The organism is Ponticoccus litoralis (assembly GCF_039769985.1).
GTDB classification, from domain to species: Bacteria; Pseudomonadota; Alphaproteobacteria; order Rhodobacterales; family Rhodobacteraceae; genus Ponticoccus; species Ponticoccus litoralis.
Map to the genome: position 1 here is coordinate 1,616,257 of NZ_JBDNCH010000002.1, position 18,801 is coordinate 1,635,057.

The 18,801-nt window shown below is 68.0% G+C and carries 14 protein-coding genes and 3 pseudogenes; 12 read left to right on the forward strand and 5 right to left on the reverse strand.

Going from position 1 to position 18,801, the window contains the following annotated elements; translation table 11 throughout:
- Positions 1–85: 85 nt before the first annotated feature.
- A pseudogene (locus tag ABFB10_RS09065) lies at positions 86–2,241 on the forward strand (malate synthase G).
- 310 nt (positions 2,242–2,551) lie between these two features.
- Positions 2,552–3,418 carry a bifunctional allantoicase/(S)-ureidoglycine aminohydrolase gene (locus ABFB10_RS09070; RefSeq protein WP_347166266.1) on the forward strand — a complete coding sequence of 289 codons (867 nt, stop codon included), beginning with the start codon at positions 2,552–2,554 and terminating at the stop codon, positions 3,416–3,418.
- Here ABFB10_RS09070 and bhcR read toward each other — a convergent pair.
- A pseudogene (gene bhcR, locus ABFB10_RS09075) lies at positions 3,402–4,245 on the reverse strand (HTH-type transcriptional regulator BhcR). The gene ABFB10_RS09070 and the pseudogene bhcR overlap by 17 nt on opposite strands.
- 169 nt (positions 4,246–4,414) lie before the next feature.
- On the opposite strand from bhcR, the gene bhcA reads away from it, so the two are divergent.
- The 5 genes and pseudogenes from bhcA (at position 4,415) to ABFB10_RS09100 (ending at position 10,376) form a co-directional block, all read left to right on the forward strand.
- The gene (bhcA, locus tag ABFB10_RS09080) at positions 4,415–5,602 is read left to right on the forward strand and encodes an L-aspartate--glyoxylate aminotransferase BhcA (RefSeq protein ID WP_347166267.1); all 1,188 of its coding nucleotides are present in this window, start codon (positions 4,415–4,417) and stop codon (positions 5,600–5,602) included.
- The gene (gene bhcB, locus ABFB10_RS09085; protein WP_347166268.1) at positions 5,599–6,564 is read left to right on the forward strand and encodes a beta-hydroxyaspartate dehydratase BhcB; all 966 of its coding nucleotides are present in this window, start codon (positions 5,599–5,601) and stop codon (positions 6,562–6,564) included. Before bhcA ends, bhcB begins: the two co-directional genes overlap by 4 nt.
- A gap of 60 nt (positions 6,565–6,624) precedes the next feature.
- Positions 6,625–7,788: a 3-hydroxy-D-aspartate aldolase BhcC gene (gene bhcC / locus ABFB10_RS09090; RefSeq protein WP_347166269.1), complete on the forward strand. Its 1,164-nt coding sequence runs from the start codon at positions 6,625–6,627 to the stop codon at positions 7,786–7,788.
- Between the two features lie 498 nt (positions 7,789–8,286).
- Positions 8,287–9,253 (forward strand): annotated as a pseudogene (gene bhcD / locus ABFB10_RS09095) (iminosuccinate reductase BhcD).
- Between the two features lie 145 nt (positions 9,254–9,398).
- On the forward strand, positions 9,399–10,376 hold the full coding sequence (locus ABFB10_RS09100; protein WP_347166270.1) for a type I glyceraldehyde-3-phosphate dehydrogenase: 978 nt from the start codon (positions 9,399–9,401) through the stop codon (positions 10,374–10,376).
- Between the two features lie 235 nt (positions 10,377–10,611).
- Here the strand turns inward: ABFB10_RS09100 and ABFB10_RS09105 are convergent, their stop codons facing one another.
- The 4 genes from ABFB10_RS09105 to ABFB10_RS09120 form a co-directional block, all read right to left on the reverse strand.
- Positions 10,612–11,358: a ParA family protein gene (locus tag ABFB10_RS09105; protein ID WP_347166271.1), complete on the reverse strand. Its 747-nt coding sequence runs from the start codon at positions 11,356–11,358 to the stop codon at positions 10,612–10,614.
- Positions 11,352–12,872, reverse strand: coding sequence for a CHAD domain-containing protein (locus ABFB10_RS09110; protein ID WP_347166272.1), 1,521 nt, complete (start codon positions 12,870–12,872; stop codon positions 11,352–11,354). The genes ABFB10_RS09105 and ABFB10_RS09110 overlap by 7 nt, the downstream gene beginning before the upstream one ends.
- Positions 12,873–12,907: 35 nt before the next feature.
- Positions 12,908–13,075, reverse strand: a complete 168-nt coding sequence (locus ABFB10_RS09115; RefSeq protein WP_023848834.1) for a ribbon-helix-helix protein, CopG family — start codon at positions 13,073–13,075, stop codon at positions 12,908–12,910.
- Between the two features lie 131 nt (positions 13,076–13,206).
- Complete coding sequence (locus ABFB10_RS09120) at positions 13,207–14,355, reverse strand: GAK system CofD-like protein (RefSeq protein ID WP_347166273.1); 1,149 nt, start codon at positions 14,353–14,355, stop codon at positions 13,207–13,209.
- Positions 14,356–14,477: 122 nt separating this feature from the next.
- On the opposite strand from ABFB10_RS09120, the gene ABFB10_RS09125 reads away from it, so the two are divergent.
- From ABFB10_RS09125 to ABFB10_RS09145, 5 genes are read left to right on the forward strand one after another with little or no spacing between them, the layout of a single operon-like run.
- Complete coding sequence (locus ABFB10_RS09125) at positions 14,478–16,121, forward strand: aminoglycoside phosphotransferase family protein (RefSeq protein ID WP_347166274.1); 1,644 nt, start codon at positions 14,478–14,480, stop codon at positions 16,119–16,121.
- Complete coding sequence (locus ABFB10_RS09130) at positions 16,114–16,995, forward strand: GAK system ATP-grasp enzyme (protein ID WP_347166275.1); 882 nt, start codon at positions 16,114–16,116, stop codon at positions 16,993–16,995. The genes ABFB10_RS09125 and ABFB10_RS09130 overlap by 8 nt, the downstream gene beginning before the upstream one ends.
- The gene (locus tag ABFB10_RS09135; RefSeq protein ID WP_347166276.1) at positions 16,992–18,077 is read left to right on the forward strand and encodes an HprK-related kinase B; all 1,086 of its coding nucleotides are present in this window, start codon (positions 16,992–16,994) and stop codon (positions 18,075–18,077) included. Before ABFB10_RS09130 ends, ABFB10_RS09135 begins: the two co-directional genes overlap by 4 nt.
- Positions 18,070–18,498 carry a phosphoglycerate mutase family protein gene (locus tag ABFB10_RS09140; RefSeq protein ID WP_347166277.1) on the forward strand — a complete coding sequence of 143 codons (429 nt, stop codon included), beginning with the start codon at positions 18,070–18,072 and terminating at the stop codon, positions 18,496–18,498. The genes ABFB10_RS09135 and ABFB10_RS09140 overlap by 8 nt, the downstream gene beginning before the upstream one ends.
- Positions 18,498–18,752, forward strand: coding sequence for a hypothetical protein (locus ABFB10_RS09145; RefSeq protein WP_347166278.1), 255 nt, complete (start codon positions 18,498–18,500; stop codon positions 18,750–18,752). Before ABFB10_RS09140 ends, ABFB10_RS09145 begins: the two co-directional genes overlap by 1 nt.
- The last annotated feature ends 49 nt before the right edge of the window (positions 18,753–18,801 follow it).

The window sequence follows — 18,801 nt, forward strand, 5'->3', positions numbered from 1 at the left end:
GGGCGGCCTGTCTGGTATGACCGCATCCAAAGCCATTGTGCACCGCGGCATACCATTCGCGCCGCCGCACAGACCCGCCAAGGAGATGCCCGTGCCCCAGACCCAAGACCGCGTGACCCGAGAAGGCCTGTCCGTCGCTTCCGAGCTTGCGGCGTTCCTTGAAACAGAGGTGCTGCCCGGCACCGGCGTCACGGCGGATGCCTTCTGGTCCGGGCTGTCGGGGCTGGCGCATGACTTCGGCCCGAAGAACCGGGCGCTGCTCGCCCGCCGCGAGGATCTGCAATCGCAGATCGACGCATGGCACCGCGAGCGCGCGGGCAAGGCGCATGACGGCGACGCCTACAAGGCCTTCCTCGAAGAGATCGGCTATATCGTCCCCGAGGGCGACGACTTCACCATCCAGACCGCCAATGTCGACCCCGAGATCGCCACGGTTCCCGGCCCGCAGCTTGTGGTGCCGGTGACCAATGGGCGCTTTGTCCTGAACGCCGCGAACGCGCGCTGGGGCAGCCTCTACGATGGCTTCTACGGCACCGATGCCATGGGCGGCCTGCCGCCCATGGGCGGCTTCGACGACGGGCGCGGCGCGCGGGTCGTGGCGCGGGCGGCGGTCTTCCTCGACCAGATCTTCCCGCTGACAGACACTTCGCACGTCCGCGCGCAGGCCTACAGCGTCAAGGACGGCGCGCTGTCGGTGGACGGCTCGGCGCTGAAGACGCCAGAGGCCTTCGTGGGCTACCGGGGCGAGGCCTCGGCGCCCTCGTCCGTGCTGCTGAAGAACAACGGGCTGCACGTCGAGCTGGTCTTCGACCGCAGCCACCCGATCGGCGCGCAGACGCCCTCGGGGCTGGCGGATGTGCTGCTGGAATCAGCCGTCTCGGCCATCGTCGACTGCGAGGATTCGGTGGCCTGCGTGGATGCCGCCGACAAGGTGCAAGCCTATCGCAACTGGCTGGGCCTGATGAAGGGCGACCTGTCCGAGACCTTCGAGAAGGGCGGCAAACCGGTGACCCGCAAGCTGAATGCCGACCGGACCTATTCCGGCGCGGAGGGTGAGGTCAGCCTGAAGGGCCGCGCGCTGCTGCTGGTGCGCAACGTCGGCCACCTGATGACCAACCCCGCGATCCTCGACCGCGACGGCAACGAGATCTTCGAGGGCCTGATGGACGCGATGGTCACCACGCTGATCGCCAAACACGACCTTGCCAAGACCGAGGGGCCGCGCAACTCGGTCACCGGCTCGGTCTACGTGGTGAAGCCCAAGATGCACGGCCCGGAAGAGGTGGCCTTTTCCGACGCGATCTTCACCCATGTGGAAGAGGCGCTTGGCCTGCCGCGCTACACGGTGAAGCTGGGCATCATGGACGAGGAACGCCGCACCTCGGTGAACCTCAAGGAATGCATCCGCGCCGCGCAGAACCGCGTGTGCTTCATCAACACCGGCTTCCTCGACCGGACCGGGGACGAGATCCACACCTCGATGGAGGCCGGGCCCTTCAGCCGCAAGGACTTCATCAAGCGCAAGGGCTGGATCACCGCCTACGAGAACCAGAACGTCGATATCGGTCTGGAATGCGGGCTGTCCGGCAAGGCGCAGATCGGCAAGGGCATGTGGGCGCAACCCGACAGCATGGCCGCGATGCTCGAAACCAAGATCGAGCACCCCGCGCGGGCGCCAACTGCGCATGGGTGCCCTCGCCCACGGCGGCGGTGCTGCATGCCACGCATTACCACAAGGTCGACGTGCTGGCGGTGCAGGCGCAGCTGGCCAAGGGCGGGCGCCGCGCCTACGTCGACGCGCTGCTGGATATCCCGCTGGCGGCCTACCGCAAGTGGACCCCCGCGCAGATCCGCCGCGAGGTCGAGAACAACGCGCAGGGCATCCTGGGCTACGTGGTGCGCTGGATCGATCAGGGCGTCGGCTGCTCCAAGGTGCCCGACATCAATGACGTGGGTCTCATGGAAGACCGCGCCACCTGCCGGATCTCGGCCCAGCACATCGCCAACTGGCTGCACCACGGTGTCGTGTCGCGGCAGGAGGTCTCCGAGATCATGCAGCAGATGGCCGAGGTGGTGGACCGCCAGAACGCGGGCGATCCGCTTTATCGCCCGATGGCGCCGGATTTCGACGGGATCGCCTATCAGGCCGCCTGCGATCTGGTCTTCGAGGGCCGCGAGCAACCCTCCGGCTACACCGAACCGGTCCTGCACCGGCGCCGCCTGCAGCTGAAGGCAGGCTGACGGATCGGGCGGGCCAAAGGGTCCGCCCTTTTTCTTTGTGTTTCGCCTGCCCTTCGTGCAGGCGACCGGTACGGGGCTTTGCCCCCGAACCCCCAAGGTACTTTTGGACCAAAGAAGTGGAGCGGCGCGCCTCATCTTCTCTGGTCCTCGAAATACCTCGGGGGTCCGGGGGCAGCGCCCCTCGGTCCCGAATGCGCCGCTTGCGGTGACTTTCAAATTTTCCGGAAAAGACCTGTCCGATCATTGCGGCTTTCATGGGAAATGAGCGCGGCGCATACTCGGTCGAACACGGCTTTGACGGAGACCCGAGATGTCGCCCAAGTATTACGCCCCGACCGGTGGCCTGCCCGGGCAGGACCAGCTTCTGACCGACCGCGCCATCTTTACAGAGGCCTATGCGGTGATCCCCAAGGGCACGATGCGCGACATCGTCACCAGCTTCCTGCCCGGCTGGACCGACACGCGGCTTTGGGTGATCGCCCGCCCGATGTCGGGCTTCGCCGAGACCTTCAGCCAGTACATCATGGAGGTCCAGCCCGGCGGCGGGTCCGACATGCCCGAGACCGAAGAGGGCGCGCAGGGCGTGCTCTTCGTGGTCGAGGGCGAGGCCACGCTGGACGTGAACGGCGAGACCCATGTGCTGACGCCCGGGGGCTATGCCTACCTGCCGCCCAGCGCCGACTGGCGGCTGCACAACCGCGGCTCGGACGTGCTGCGGTTCCACTGGGTGCGCAAGATCTGGGAACCGGCCCCGGGCCTTTCGGAGCCGGACGTGCTGATCCTGAACGAGGCCGACATCGCGCCGACGCCGATGCCCGACACCAAAGGCGCATGGGCCACGACGCGTTTCGCCGATCCCGCCGACCTGCGCCACGACATGCATGTGACCATCGTCACCCTGCAACCCGGCGGCGTGATCCCCTTTCTGGAAACCCATGTCATGGAGCACGGGCTTTACGTGCTCGAGGGCAAGGCGGTCTACAAGCTGAACAACGACTGGGTCGAGGTCGAGGCCGGCGATTTCATGTGGCTGCGCGCCTTCTGCCCGCAGGCCTGCTATGCGGGCGGCCCGGGGCCGTTCCGCTACCTGCTTTACAAGGACGTCAACCGCCACATGAGCCTGCGCCCCGGTGCCCCGGCGCAGCCGCGCGGGCAAAGGCTCAAGGCCGCGGAGTAACCTGCCCTCCGATGGCCTCTGTCAGGGTCCGGGCCGCCTCGATCACGGGGCGGCTCAATCTGTTCAGTTCGTCTTGTGTGACCCGGCTTGTCGGGCCCGACACCGAGATGCCCGCCAGCGCCTCGCCCGCCGCGTCGAAGACCGGGGCCGCGATGCAGCGCATCCCCGAGGTTGCGTTCCTCGTCGTCGATGGAGTAACCGCGCGCCCGGATGCGGGCGAGATCCTCCAGCAGTGCCGCGCGGTCGGTCACGGTATGGGGGGTAAAGGCCTCCAGCCCGCCGTCGAGCCGCCGCATCAGCCTGCCCTCGTCCATCTGCGCCAGAAGCGCCTTGCCGATCCCCGAGGCATGCATCGCCGAAAGCGTGCCGGGCGGAAAGAAGGCGCGGATATTGGCATGGGTCTCGACCTGGCTGAGGAACAGCACCTGCCCCTCCTTCTCGACGCCAAGGTTGGCGGTCTCGCCGGTCGCCTCCATCAGCCTGCGCATCACCGGGCGGGCGCGGTCGACAAGGCTGGTGCGCCGCAGGAAGCGCGCGCCGATGGTGAAGGCCCGCGCGCCGATGTGCCAAAGCTGTTCCTCGGCGTCGAATTCCACCAGCCCGCGCCCCTCCAGCGTGACCAGCACGCGGTAGACCGTCGAGGGCGACTGGTCCATCTCGTCCGAGATCGTGCTGAGCGCCATGCCCTGCCGCTCGCTGAGGAATTCGAAGACCTCCATGGCGCGATCCAGCGACTTGATGGTGTTCTGGGCGGTCTTGTCCGCCCAGTCGCGCGGGCGGCCCCGGGCCTTGCGGCTGCCGCGCGGGCCATTATCTTGCGAATCCATGAGATGCCTTTCGTTTTTCATGAAATGCACATTCACGATATGAAAAATGTAATGCTCTGTAAATAATCAACTTTCCCTGCACCCTTTCAAAATGAAAAACGCATTCAAAAAAGTATCCCAGCGCGGGGGCCACGCCTATGGTGCCCATCATGACGAAGGGAGACACGCCATGAGCTTTCAGAACCCGGTTTTCATTCCCGGCCCGACCAATATCCCCGAGCGGCTGCGCAAGGCCTGCGACATGCCGACGATCGACCACCGCTCGCCGCTGTTCGGTCAGATCCTGCACCCGGCGCGCGAGGGCGTGCGCAAGGTTCTGAAAAGCGAAAGCGCCGAGGTCTTCATCTTCCCCTCGACCGGCACCGGCGGTTGGGAAACCGCGCTGTCGAACTGCCTGTCGGCGGGCGACACCGTGCTGGCCGCGCGCAACGGCATGTTCAGCCATCGCTGGATCGACATGTGCCAACGCCACGGGCTGGACGTCGAGATCGTCGAAACCCCCCGGGGCCGGGGCCTGCCCGCCGACCGCTACGAGGAAATCCTGACCGCCGACACCGGCCACCGGATCAAGGCGGTTCTGGCCACGCATAACGAGACCGCGACCGGCGTGAAGTCCGACATCGCCGCCGTCCGCCGCGCGCTGGACGCCGCCGGTCACCCGGCGCTGCTGTTCGTGGATGGCGTCAGCTCCATCGCCTCGATGGACTTCCGCTTCGACGAATGGGGCGTGGACGTTGCCGTCACCGGTTCGCAGAAGGGCTTCATGCTGCCGCCGGGTCTGGCGATCACCGGCTTTTCGCCCAAGGCGATGGCGGCGACCAGGACCGCGACCCTGCCGCGCACCTTCTTCGACGTGGCGGACATGGCCAAGGGCTATGCCAACAACGCCTATCCCTACACCCCCGCCGTCGGCCTGCTGAACGGGCTGAACGAGGCCTGCGGGATGCTGCTGTCCGAGGGGCTGGACAACGTCTTTGCCCGCCACCACCGCATCGCGGAAGGCGTGCGCGCCGCCGTCAAGGCCTGGGGGCTGGAGCTTTGCGCCGCCTCGCCGGAGGTCTACTCGGACACCGTCAGCGCGATCCGCACGCCCGAGGGCTTTGACGCGACCCGGATTGTCGAGCATGCGGCAAGCGCCTATGGCGTCGCCTTCGGCACCGGGCTGGGCGAGGTCGCGGGCAAGGTCTTCCGCATCGGGCACCTTGGCTCGCTGACCGACGTGATGGCCCTGTCCGGCATCGCCACCGCAGAGATGGTCATGGCCGATCTGGGCCTGAACATCACGCTGGGGTCGGGCGTCGCGGCGGCGCAGGACTACTACCGCGCCAACCGCACCGCTTTGCAGGCCGCGGCATGAAGGATCACGCCATGATCATCCCCACCTACGAGGACATGCTGGCCGCGCATGAGCGCATCAAGCCGCATATCCGCCGGACAGAGGTGCGCACCTCGGCCTATCTGAACGAGCGGGCCGGTGCCGAGCTGTTCTTCAAGTGCGAGAACTTTCAGGAGCCGGGGGCCTTCAAGGTCCGCGGCGCCTGCAACGCGGTCTTCGGTCTGGACGACGCACAGGCGGCCAAGGGCGTGGCGACCCACAGCTCGGGCAACCATGCCTCTTGCCTCAGCTATGCGGCGATGCGGCGGGGCATCCCCTGCAACGTCGTGATGCCGCGCACCGCGCCGCAGGCCAAGAAGGACACGGTGCGCCGCTACGGCGGGCAGATCACCGAATGCGAGCCCTCGACCAGCAGTCGCGAGGCCACATTTGCCGAGGTTCAGGCCGCGACGGGGGGCGACTTCGTCCACCCCTACAACGACCCGCGCGTGATCGCCGGGCAGGGCACCTGTTCGAAGGAGTTCATGGAGCAGACCGACGGTCTCGACATGGTGGTGGCCCCCATCGGCGGCGGTGGCATGATCTCGGGCACCTGCCTGACGCTGTCGACGCTGGCGCCGGAATGCCAGGTGATCGCGGCAGAGCCGGAACAGGCGGATGACGCCTACCGCAGCTTCAAGGCCGGTCACATCATCGCCGACGACGCGCCCAAGACCATCGCGGACGGGCTGCTGGTGCCGCTGAAGGACCTGACCTGGCACTTCGTGTCGAACCACGTGACCGAGATCTACACCGCCTCGGAGACAGAGATCGTCGACGCGATGAAGCTGGTCTGGAAGCACCTGCGCGTGGTGATGGAGCCCTCTTCGGCGGTGCCCATGGCCTGCGTCCTGAAGAACCCCGAGGCCTTCCGCGGCAAGCGCGTGGGCCTCGTCCTCACCGGCGGCAACGTCGACCTCGACCGCCTGCCCTGGATGGTCTGAGCCACAGTGAAACGCCGCAGGTCGGGCCTCTGCCCGGCTGACCCCGAAAAGGAACACGAGATGAAAGACATGACCAACCTCGACGCTTACGAAGTCGGTTTCGACATCCCCGCCAAGCCCGGCATGGACGCCGCCGACATCCAGACCCCCGCGCTGGTCCTCGACCTCGACGCGCTGGAGCGCAACGTGAAGAAGATGGGCGATTACGCCAAGGCGCACGGGATGCGCCACCGCGCCCACGGCAAGATGCACAAATCCGTCGACGTGCTGAAGCTTCAGATGGAACTGGGCGGCGCGGCGGGCGTCTGCTGCCAGAAGGTGTCCGAGGCCGAGGTCTTCGTGCGCGGCGGCATCAAGGATGTGCTGGTCTCCAACCAGGTCCGCGACCCGGCCAAGATCGACCGTCTGGCCGGGCTGCCCAAGCACGGCGCGCAGATCACCGTCTGCGTCGATGACGTGGCCAACATCGCCGAACTCTCCGAGGCGGCGCAGAAGCACGGCACCGAGCTGGGCATCTTCGTCGAGATCGACTGCGGCGCGGGCCGCTGCGGCGTCACCACCACCGAGGCGGTGGTCGAGATCGTCAAGGCCGTCGAGGCCGCGCCCAACCTGACCTACAAGGGCATTCAGGCCTATCAGGGCGCCATGCAGCACATGGACAGCTACGCAGACCGCAAGGCCAAGATCGACGCCGCCGTGGCGCAGGTCGGCGACGCGGTCGCGGCGCTGAAGGCGCTGGGGATCGAGACCGGCCTCGTGTCCGGCGGCGGCACCGGCTCTTACTACTTCGAGTCGAACTCGGGCCTGTACAACGAGCTTCAGTGCGGCAGCTACGCCTTCATGGACGCGGATTACGACCGCATCCTCGACGAAGACGGCAAGCGCATCGACGCGGGCGAGTGGGAGAACGCGTTTTTCATCCTCACCTCCGTCATGTCCCACGCCAAGGCCGACAAGGCGATCTGCGACGCGGGCCTGAAGGCGCAGTCGGTGGACAGCGGGTTGCCCTTCATCTTCGGGCGCGACGACGTGGAATACATCAAGTGCTCGGACGAGCACGGCGTGATCAGCGACCCCAAGGGCGCGCTGAAGGTCGGCGACAAGCTTCGCCTCGTCCCCGGCCACTGCGACCCGACCGCCAACGTGCATGACTGGTACGTCGGCGTGCGGAACGGCAAGGTCGAAACCGTCTGGCCGGTCTCGGCCCGCGGCAAGGCCTACTGACCCTTCGTGACGGGCGGCTCCCGGTCCGCGATGGGCCGGGAATCCGCCTGTTCCCCATGCCCTCAGGGCGGTGGCGGACAGCTGCGCGAAAGGACCGTCGGAAAACCGGAACGGGCCCCTGTCTGAAAGGGAAAAGGGCAATGACCGATATCACGCAGGGCGCCGGTTCTGCCGCCGGTCCGGGGAGCCATAGGGCGCCGGATCCCGTGACCCCGGACAAGACAGGGGTCAGGCCCGGCAACCGCGCCGGGCTGCCTGTCGCTTCGGTTCGCCGTCCGGCGCTGGCCGCCCCGGTCCCTGCGCCGGTGATCGGCGGGCCGCGAACATGGCTCATCGCCACCGTCCGGGGCCTGCCTGAACGGCGGCGCATGGGCGGGCGGCCCGGTGCTGGGCGGCCTGCCTTGCAACCGCGCCACCGACGGCCGCGCGCCGTCGCAGCAAACGACACCGGGGCCGCGCCAAGCGGCGGCCCCGACCCCCAACGCAAAGGATACCCCCATGCTGATCGTGCCCGAACGCGAGATTGCCGACCTGATGACCCGCGAGGCGGCCTTTGCCGCCGTCGAGAGCGTCTTTGCCGCCATGGCCTCTGGCGACGCCTACAACTTCCCCGTGGTGCGCGAGGCGATCGGGCACGAGGATGCGCTTTACGGCTTCAAGGGCGGCTTTGACCGCGCGGGCCTGACGCTGGGCCTGAAGGCGGGCGGCTACTGGCCCCACAACCTTGAAAAGCGCAAGGAAATCAATCACCAGTCCACGGTCTTCCTGTTCGACCCGGATACCGGAAAGGCCCGCGCCATGGTCGGCGGCAACCTTCTGACCGCGCTCCGGACCGCCGCCGCCTCGTCGGTCTCGATCCGGCATCTGGCGCGCGAGGAGGCCAAGGTTCTGGGCATGATCGGCGCGGGCCATCAGGCGACCTTCCAGCTGCGCGCCGCGCTGGAGCAGCGCCCCTTCGAGAAGGTCGTGGCACTGGAACCTGCACCCCGAGATGCTGCCCAACCTCGAAAAGGTCGCGCAGGAGGCGGACGTGCCCTTCGAGGCGGTCGAGCTGCCCGGCATGGCGCAGGCGGATGTGATCATCACCATCACCTCGGCCTTTGCGCCCTCTCTGCTGGCCGAGCACGTCAGCCCCGGCACGCATATCGCCTGCATGGGCACCGACACCAAGGGCAAGCAAGAGGTCGAGGCCGCGCTGCTGACCCACGCCACCGTCTTCACCGACGAGGTCGCGCAGTCCGTCAGCATCGGCGAGGCGCAGCACGCGGTGGCCGACGGCACGCTGAAGCCCGGGGACATCGCCCAGCTTGGCGCGGTGATCAACGGCACCCATCCGGGGCGGCAATCGGCGGAAGAGATCACGCTGTTCGACGGCACCGGGGTCGGGCTTCAGGATCTTGCCGTCGCCGCCTCTGTCGTCGACCTTGCGGTGGAAAAGGGCGTTGCCATCGAGGTGGACTTCTAACCGCCACACAAGCCTGTCATGACTGCACGGGGGCCGCGGCGCATGAGTCGCGGTCCCTGTTCCGAGTGCCCTGATGTCGACCCTGCCCGCATGTTGCCCAAACCGGAAAGGCCCGCCATGACCCGCCCCGTCCGCGTCTTCCTCAATGGATTCGTGCCGCATTGGCCGCACCCTGTTCCGCCAGATCGCCCGGGGCGGAACTGACCTTGAGGTGGTCGGCATCAACGATATCGCCGCGCTGGACACCTGCGCCTACCTCTTGCGCTACGACAGCGTCTATGGCCCATTTCCGGCCCCCGTCACCCATGGCCCGGGCTGGCTGGAAACGCAGGGCACCCGCATCCCCTTCACGCAGGAGCGCGACCTGCGGGCGCTGGATCTGACCGGCGTCGACGTGGTGCTGGAATGCACCGGGCGCGCGCAAAGCCGCGAGATCGCGGAGGCCGGGTTGCAGGCGGGCGCCGGGGCGGTGCTGATCTCCGGCCCCTCGCCCGCCGCCGATGTGACCGTGGTGCTGGGCGCGAACGAGCAGGACCTGCGCGATGCGCGCATCGTGTCCAATGCATCCTGCACCACCAATGCCATCGCGCCGCTGCTGCGGGCGCTGGACCTTGGGCTGGGCATCGAGCGCGCCCATGTGACGACGATCCACTGCTACACCGGCAGCCAGCCGACGGTGGATGCACCCGGGCCGTCGCCCGAACGGTCACGCGCCGCAGCCGTGTCGATGATCCCCACCACCACCAGCGCCGCCGGGCAGGTGATCGGCGTGCTGCCCGACCTTCAGGGCCGCCTCAGCATCGCCGCCGTGCGGGTGCCCAGCATCTCGGTCTCGGCCATCGACGCGGTGATCCACACCTGCGAGGACATCGACGAACCGGCGACGGACTTCCTGCGCGAGGCCTTCGCGGGGTCGCCCCTGGTCGGGCTCTGCGACGATCCCTGCGTGTCCACCGACTTTCGCGCCCGGCCCGAATCGCTGGTGCTGGCCTTGCCGGAAACCATGGCGACCGGCGCCCGCCAGCTGCGCGTGCTGGGCTGGTACGACAACGAATGGGGATTTTCGGCCCGCATGGTCGAGATGGCCCGGCGCATGGCCGCCCGGGACAACCACCCGGCGTGACGGCCCCCGCCTGAACACGGGGACGGGCCGACCGGAAGGGGCCACCCCCGGCATCGGGCGATGCCGATCCGGCGCCTGACCTTCGGCGGTTCGACCCGCCGCCCCCCGCGCATCTGTCCAATGCATGCGCTGCCCTGCCGGACCGGCGCGGCCCCTTACCCGAAGACCACCCGGTCCGGCGCAGAGACCCTTGGCCCCGGGTGGCGGTGCAGCCCACCGGGGCAGGCGGTCGCCCTCACCCGAGCCGGGCCACCAGTTCCCTGTGCAGGGCGCTGTAGGCCTGGGCGGCGGCGCTGCGCGGGGCCGTTGCGGTCACCGGCGCGCGGTGCACCCCCATGCGCTCGATATCCGAGGAAAACGGAATCTGCGTCTTCAGGATGCGCTTCTTGTGGGCCTTGGACATCTCCGTGATCGTGTCGCCATGCAGGGATTTCACGCCCTGCACCATCGAGAAGAAGCCGTGCAGCTTCGACAGCGGCAGGTCGTGGTCGCGAAAGAAGGCCTCCAGCTGCTCGAAGGTGCGCTGTGAGAGGGTGGTCGGGATCACCGGCACCACGATGGCGTCCGAGGCGCGGAACACGTTCTCGGACAGGGTCGAGATATTGGGCGGGCAGTCCAGCAGGACCACGTCGTAATCGCCCTTCACCGCCTTCAGCGCCTTCTTCAGCCGCGAGCGCGTGTTGCGCATCCGGGCGAGGAAGACGTCGAAATCGCGGAAGGTCATATTGGCGGGCAGGATGTCGAGGTTCTCGTAGTCGCTGCCCCGGATCGCCTTGGTAAAGCGCTGCACATCCTCGAAGAAGCGGGCCTCGGTCAGCTTCTTCGAGGGTTTCACCCGGAAACAGAAGCCCGAGGCGCCCTGCGGGTCGAGATCGCACAGCAGGGTGCGCTGCCCGGCCAGCGCCAGCGCATGGGCCAGATTGACGGCGGTCGCGGTCTTACCGACGCCGCCCTTGTTGGAATAACATGACAGGATCAGCATCTTTTGTCTCCCTTCCGGGCCGCGTGGAACAGGGTTTCGAACTGCGCCTGCACCGCCGGGCTGTTGAACCGGGCAAAGCGGTCGGAGACGCGGGCGCGTTCCTCCAGTTGCTGGCGGTGCAGCACGGTGACCAGTGCGCCGACCGATTGCGCGACCCCCATGGCTTCGGGGGTCTCGGGGTCCAGCGACGCGACGAAGGCCCGAAGGCTGTCCTGCTGGACCGAGCAGTCATTGAATGCGCCCAGCGTCGCCTGCAGCTTCTTCAGCGCCTTGATCAGCGGCTTTAACTGCTCTGCGCCGTAAAGCGGGGTGAAGAACTCCATGAGGTAGCGCAGTTTCTTGCACTGGATGCGCAGCGCGTGAACATCGTCGTCGGGCGTCAGGTCGGTGATCCCGGCGGCGATGGTGCAGATCCTGCGGTAGCGTTTCCAGATTAGTCGGGCGGCGTAGTCCCCCACGGGCGTGCCCGCCTTCGGCCCCTTCTGCAGCGGCTTGCGCTTGCGGAACAGCTTTTCCAGGCGGGCGATTTCTGTCGCGTAGGCGCGGCTGCGCAGGTGCCGGCGCAGCCGCGCCAGCTCGCGCCTGCGCTCCGCGGCAAAGAGCTGGAACATCCGGTCCAGCCCGCCGTGCAGGTCCACGGGCACCTTGTCGTAGAAGGACTGCCGGTCCTGCAGGTAGACGTCCAGATCGCGCAGGCGGCCCGTCGCGGCCATCAGCGCCGCGAAGCGCGCCTTCAGGTGGGCGGTCTGGCCTTCGTCGTAGACGCCCTTGAACAGGCTCAGGACAGAGCGGATTTTGCGCAGGGCGATGCGGTAGTGCTTGAGGAACTCGGTGTCGATGTCCTCCAGCGCGCCCTGTTCGTTCCGGCGCGCCAGCGGCAGGTGCGCGGCGATGATATCGGTCGCGGTGTCGAAGGCACGGTCGGTGGGCGCGATCGTCACCTCGGGGCGCGAGACATATGCCACGGCCTCCGGCGCCAGCACCGGGCAAAGCGCCCCCGGCGCCGTGCCGCCAAGCGCCGCGATGCGGGCGCGCAGCCGGTCCAGCGCCTTGTCGTAGCCGCGCAACCCCGAAAGCGTCAGCAGGGTCAGCGCCCCGTCCCCGGTTTCCAGCGTCAGCAGACGCAGGCGGACATGGGTCTTGCCCTCGTCGTCGACAAAAGCCGCCGTGCCGCGCCATGCGGTGCCCCCGCACAGCGGTTGCAGGCTGCGGCGGATCGCCATGGCCTGAAGCGCGGCCCGCACCGGACCGTCCTGCAGGTCGGTGACAAAGCTGCCGCGCCGCGCCGGGGATTGCGTCAGCCACTGGCCGTCCGCGCAGAACAGGTGAAGCACCTCGGCGGTCTCGACCAGCGCGAGGTGGCGACGGGCCACCGCATGGTCGAAGGTGTCCAGCAGCGTGAACCCCTGCGGGTCATCGTCCTGCCGAAGCGGGCGCAGCTTGCCCAGCGGCTCTGACAGAAGCACGGCAACCGCCGCAGGCGGCAGGGTGTAAAGGGAGGAACCGGGGGGCATGGGGTCTCTTCTGCGGGAATCGCCTTGGCGTCGGCTTACTTGCGCGGCCTGTCGAGGTAGTCCTCGACCAGTTGCTCGATGATCTTCTGGACGCTGGTGTCCTGCTCGATGGCGCGGATCTTCAGGGCCTTGAGCGTCTTGGCCCGCAGCCGCAGCGAGGTGTTCTTGCGATCCCCGCCGTCATCCTTCTTGTTCTTCGCCATGCACTTATCCGACGTCGTTTCGATCTTGAAATAATGACGTCATTACATCACGCATCGAACCGGCCCGCAACCCGGCCCATGGCGCGCCCGGTCAGTTCAGCGAAACAAGCACGCGCGAGACCGTCTCGACGTCATAGATATCGCGGTACGGGGTCTTTCATCGGCAGGCGCAGGCAGGGGATGCCGTGGCGCCGGGTCACCGCGTCGCACTCGGCCTGCGGCACGGACAGGTCGCACAGGACATGGGTCAGCAGCCTGCCTGTCTCGACATCCGGCCCGGCGTCGCGCTGCAAGGGGGCAAGGATCGCCTGCACCTGATCCGCCAGCGTCAGGTCGCGGGCTTCGGGATCGGGGCCGAGGCTGGGCAGGTAGACCTTGGGCACCGGCTGCCGCGCCACGGCCCGCCCGACACCTGCGGGCAGCAGGTTGGCGATGACCGAGGAATAGAGGCTGCCGGGCGGGTAGCAGATCACCTCTGCCTGCTCGATCAGGCGGCGGTTGCGCTTCGGCAGGGCGACCTCGACCGGGGCGCCCGTCTTCGGATCCGCGAAGAGAAAGACACTGGCGATGGCCGCATCCAGCGGCGCGACCTCCTTGCCGGTCAGGGCGCGCTGGCCCAGCACGCGCCGCCCGTCCACCAGCGTCACGCCAAGGTGCAGGTTCTCGTCGACGATGGCGCGCACCGTGCCGCGCACGTCGACCATCTTGGACATCATGAACAGCACCGGCTCCAGAGCGCGCCCGTGGCCCAGATAGCCCCCGGCAAGGATCAGGTTGCCGATGCTGGCCCTGCAATAGTCGAACCCCTCCGGCACCGCCTCGGCGAAACAGTCAAGCTGGGTGCGGATCAGCTGGCGCATCGGGCGGGCAATGGCGGACATCAGCGGATGCTTGCCGCGCCTCAGCTCGTCGACCGTGTCGCGCAGGGCGCGGGGCGGCGCATCGCCCGGCAGCCGGTGGCTGAACAGCGCATAGACGTCGGGCTGGCCAAGCACGCTTTCATCCGCCAGCGCCATCAGCCGCGACCGCAGGTCGCCCACGGCGGGCATGTCGAAGGCCAGCCGCAGCTGCTGCGAACTGCCGCCGCTGTCGAAGGGCGTGATCAGGTGCATCGTGTTGTAGCTGTAGCGTTTCAGCCGCCGCGCGATGCCGTTCAGCGCGCTGCCGCCGCTGAAGAACAGGATGCGCGGCCCGAGATGCGGCGCGCTTTCGGCCCGCGCCACGCGCAGGTCGTCGGGCAGCAATCCCTGCCGCGTCAGGGTGATGGGGGTCGGTTTCATCGGTTTGCCTGACACTGGCCTCTTTGCATTCGCCGCCTGTTGGGCCATACGGCCCGGGAACACGCCGGGTTTCCTTACGACAGAAGCCCGGTCCTGTCACCCGCGCCTCAGGAGCCATGCCCGTGCCCCGATCCGCTGCCCTTCCCGATCCCATCACCGAGAACATGTCCCTTCTGCTGGCCGAGTTGGACGGGCAACTGTCGCGGCTGATCACCTATTTCGGCGCGCCGCAGGGGGCCGTGGCCGCGCAGCTCATGCAGCGCGCGGGCTATTCCAGCAATCTGGCCGGGCGGGTGCGCAAGGCCTGCCTTGCGGCGATGCTGCGCAAGAAGACGGACGAGGCACGGCGCCTGCGCCTTCAGGGCATCGAGACCGTGGCGCGCAACCTCGACCTGCTGTCGCGCCTCGGGCGGCGCGCGGTGGATCAGGCCGAACGCGCCCAGCGGGTGAAGCTGCTGCGCGCCGGGACCTTCGTGCCGCCGCTGACGCTGGTGCGCAAGACGGTGGCCCGCATACAGGACGCGCTGGACGGGCAGGACAGCAGGCTGGCGGTCAAGATCGGTCAGGCGCGGGGCGAGATCGCGCAGTTCCACGACCAGCTATTTCGCACCTACACCCGCGACATGGCCGAGACGAAGCACACCGAAGACCTTGCCTATGCGCTTCTGGCGCTGAACGAGGTCACCCGCATGGGCGAGGCGCTGGAGGCGATCTCGGAGGCGATCCTGTCGATCAATATCGGCCAGACCGTGCAGTTCGAGCGCTACTTTACCCTGCGCAGCGTGCTGGCGGGCGTGTCCCGCGACGAGGACATCAGCCTGAAGCCGCTGGCCGAGACCCGATCCGGCTCGGCGATTTCCGGGGTCGAGATGCGCGACCGCAAGGGGCGCTCTGTGGCGGCGGTCTTCAAGGACGGCGACAAGCGCAAGGTCAAGGAAGAGCGCGTCGGCGTGAAAAGCTGGAACTCGGTCTATCCCGGCCTCGCGCCCGAGATCCTGTCCTACGAGAAGAACGGCCAGTCCGCCGCGCTGCTGATCGAACACCTTGAGGGCGAAACCTTCGAGGATATCGTACTGGGCGGCAGCGATGCGGCCCTGGAGCGGGCACAGAAGGCGCTGCACAGGACCGTGCGCGACATCTGGCGCACCACCCTGACCCCGGAACCGGCGCATATGGGCGCGATGGACCAGCTGGCGAAGCGCATGAAGGACGTGACGCGGCTGCACCCCCGGCTGGTGCCCGGGCCGCAGTCGATCAACGGCGCCATGGTGCCGGGCCTTGCCACGCTGATCGAACGGGCAGCGGCGCGCGAGGCCGGGTTGCCCGCGCCCTTCTCTGTCTACATCCACGGGGATTTCAACCTCGACAACGTGATCTACGATCCGGTCGCCGGGAAGATCCGCTTCATCGACCTGCACCGCTCTCGCTACATGGATTACGTGCAGGACGTGTCGGTCTTCATGGTGTCGAACTACCGCCTTCAGGTGCTGGACGCCGCCACCCGGGCGCGGATCGCCGGTGTTGCCACCGCCATGCAGGAGATGGCCGCCAAGTTCGCGCGGCGGCAGAAGGACAGCACCTATTCTTACCGGCTGGCGCTGGGGCTGGCGCGCAGCTTTGCCAGTTCGACCCGTTTCGTCGTCGACGAGGACCACGCCCGGCGGATGCTGCTGCGTGCCCGCTACATTCTGGACATCGCGCTGGCCGTGCCCGAGGGGCGCGAAGCGCGGTTCAAGCTTCCCGTGAAGGACCTGTTTCATGACTAAACGCATCGGGGTCATCGGCACCCCCGGAAAATGGTCGACCGAGACCCTGGCCGATGCCTTTGCCGCCCGCACCGGCCACCGGCAGGTGATCGACATGGGCGCCGCCGTGCTGGACCTTGATGCCGGGCGGCTGACCTGTGACGGCGTGGACCTGTGCCAGCTGGACGGGCTGGTGCTGAAGAAGGTGGCCGAGACCTACAGCCCCGACGCGCTGGACCGGCTGGAGATGCTGCGCCTGGCCGAGGCCGCCGGGGTGCGGGTCTTTTCGCCCGCCGAAAACGTCATCCGGCTGATGGATCGCCTCGCCTGCACCGTGACCCTGCGCAACGCGGGCATCCCGATGCCGAAGACCATCGTCACCGAGGACGAAGGCGCAGCGCGTGACGCGCTGGAGCAGTTCGGCTCGGCGGTGTTCAAGCCGCTGTTTTCCACCAAGGCGCGCGGCATGGTGCTGCTGGAGGCCGAGGCCCCCGATGCCGGGGCGCAGATCGCCGCCTTCAAGGCGGCCAACCCGATGATGTATGTCCAGCAAAAGGCCGACCTGTCCGGCGAGGATCTGGGCATGGTCTTCCTGAATGGCGACTATGTCTGCACCTACGCGCGGGTCAGCCAGACCGGCGCGTGGAACACCACGATCCACTCGGGCGGCAAATACGCGCCCTTCGAGCCCTCTCCCGAGCTGATCGAGCTGGGCCGCCGCGCGCAGGCGCCCTTTGGCCTGACCTTCACCACCGTCGATATCGCGCTGACGCCCGAGGGCCCGATCGTCTTCGAGGTCTCGGCCTTCGGCGGCTATTCCGGCGCGCAGAAGGGCTGCGGCATCGACGCGGCGGCGCTGGTGGCCGATCACGTGCTGGCGGAGGTCTCGAAATGACCCTCTCCGATATCCTTGCGGCGCTTGACCTGAACGCCGCCGGCGCGGCGCCCTTCGGCCTGCGCGCCGGTCCCGTCTCGCTTGCGGTGCATGCGCCCGAGCCGCTGCGCAGCCGCCTGATCGCCTATTTCGGGGAAACCGTCTGCGATGCCGCGCCCGGCGCCGATCCCGTCCACCTGCTGAACGGCCAGAGCCTGCCACGCGACCCCGACTGGACCGACTGGCAGCGCGAAGGCGGCAAGAGCGGGCGCAAGGACGCGGTCTGCGACCTTGGCGGCGCCCCTCGGGGCGCGCGGCTGATCCGCAAGGTCCGCAGCGGCGTGACCTTCGTGCAGGCGCCGGGCCCGGCCATCGCGCTGGGACCGCTGGAGGATCACGAAAGCACCGTCATCAACTTCATCAACACCCAGATCCTGAACCGCTGCCTGCGCGAGGGCTGGCAGCTGGCCCATGCGGCGGCGGTGACGGATGGCACGCGCACACTGGCGATCTCGGGCCTGTCGGGGGGCGGCAAATCCACCTCGATCCTGCGGATGATGGACCTGCCCGGCACGCGGTTCCTGTCCAACGACCGGGTTCTGATCAGCGGCGGCGACCCGGCCCGCGCCCTTGGCATTCCCAAGCACCCGCGCATCAATCCCGGCACGATCCTCGGCAACCCGCGCCTGTCGGGACTGCTGTCCGAGACCCGCAAGGCCGCGCTTCGGGCCACGCCGCCCGCCGATCTCTGGGCGCTGGAAGAGAAATACGACCTCATCGTCCCCGAGGTCTACGGCCCGGGACGGATGCGGCTTGACGGGCCGCTGACCGATTTCTGGGTGCTGAACTGGTCGCATGACAGCGACCGCCCGACGCAGGTCACGCCGGTCACGCTTGGCCAGCGCCCCGACCTGCTGGGCGCGATCATGAAAAGCCCCGGCCCCTTCTACCAGCACGCCGATGGCCGGTTCGAGCCGAACGGCAACAGCCCCGACCCCGCGCCCTATGTCGCGGCGCTGTCGGGGGTGACGGTCTGCGAGGTCTCCGGGCGGATCGACTTCGACGCCATCGCGGCGGCTGGCAAGGCCCTGTTCGATGGCTAGAACCTACCACGCCTTCTTTCGCCACGGCGCCTATCACCAATGGGCGGGCGTGCCCTCGGCGCGCCAGCCCCGGGCACTGACCGAGGATGGCGCGGCGCAGGCGCGCGAGGGCGCCGCGCTGCTGGCCCGGATGCTGGCCGAGCACGGCCTCAGCCTCGCCCCCGTGGCCTTTTGCTCGCGGCAATTGCGGGCCCGGCAGACGGCGGACCTGCTGATCGGCGCCCTGCGCGCGCAGGGTCACGACATCGCGGACCTGCGCGAAACCTCGGCGCTGGCCGAACGCGGCCTTGGGTCCGCGGCGAACCTGACGGTGGCCCGGATCGAAGAGGCGCTGGCCGCCGATCCGCGCCACGCCCGCCCCCGCGGGGCTGGAAGTCGGACAGCGATTACTGCCTGCCGCTGGAAGGCGCCGAAAGCCTGATGATGGCCGGTGCCCGCGTAGCCACGCACCTTGAAACCTCTGGCCAGCCCGGGCGCGTGACGATCCACGTCGGCCACGGCGCCTCTTTCCGCCACGCCTGCCACCACCTCGGGCTGCTGTCGCGGGACGATATCGCGCGGTTTTCCATGTTTCACGCCCGCCCGTCACTGATCTGTCACGAAGCGGATGGTACATGGCGGCACCTAGCAGGGGCATGGAAAATCAGGGAACCGAAGTCCGAACCGAAGGATTGACCCTGTAGGCAAGACGGGGGCCGGCATGGACGATCTTCGAGACTTCTGC

Bases quoted from the DNA above. Each gene is read 5' to 3' on its own strand.
- ABFB10_RS09110 (WP_347166272.1), bottom strand. From the start codon at position 12,872: ATGCCCCCCGGTTCCTCCCTTTACACCCTGCCGCCTGCGGCGGTTGCC.
- ABFB10_RS09120 (WP_347166273.1), bottom strand. From the start codon at position 14,355: ATGAAACCGACCCCCATCACCCTGACGCGGCAGGGATTGCTGCCCGAC.
- ABFB10_RS09145 (WP_347166278.1), top strand. From the start codon at position 18,498: ATGATGGCCGGTGCCCGCGTAGCCACGCACCTTGAAACCTCTGGCCAG.
- ABFB10_RS09140 (WP_347166277.1), top strand. From the start codon at position 18,070: ATGGCTAGAACCTACCACGCCTTCTTTCGCCACGGCGCCTATCACCAA.
- ABFB10_RS09115 (WP_023848834.1), bottom strand. From the start codon at position 13,075: ATGGCGAAGAACAAGAAGGATGACGGCGGGGATCGCAAGAACACCTCG.
- ABFB10_RS09135 (WP_347166276.1), top strand. From the start codon at position 16,992: ATGACCCTCTCCGATATCCTTGCGGCGCTTGACCTGAACGCCGCCGGC.
- bhcC (WP_347166269.1), top strand. From the start codon at position 6,625: ATGAAAGACATGACCAACCTCGACGCTTACGAAGTCGGTTTCGACATC.
- ABFB10_RS09100 (WP_347166270.1), top strand. From the start codon at position 9,399: ATGGATTCGTGCCGCATTGGCCGCACCCTGTTCCGCCAGATCGCCCGG.
- ABFB10_RS09105 (WP_347166271.1), bottom strand. From the start codon at position 11,358: ATGCTGATCCTGTCATGTTATTCCAACAAGGGCGGCGTCGGTAAGACC.
- ABFB10_RS09070 (WP_347166266.1), top strand. From the start codon at position 2,552: ATGTCGCCCAAGTATTACGCCCCGACCGGTGGCCTGCCCGGGCAGGAC.
- bhcB (WP_347166268.1), top strand. From the start codon at position 5,599: ATGAAGGATCACGCCATGATCATCCCCACCTACGAGGACATGCTGGCC.
- bhcA (WP_347166267.1), top strand. From the start codon at position 4,415: ATGAGCTTTCAGAACCCGGTTTTCATTCCCGGCCCGACCAATATCCCC.
- ABFB10_RS09130 (WP_347166275.1), top strand. From the start codon at position 16,114: ATGACTAAACGCATCGGGGTCATCGGCACCCCCGGAAAATGGTCGACC.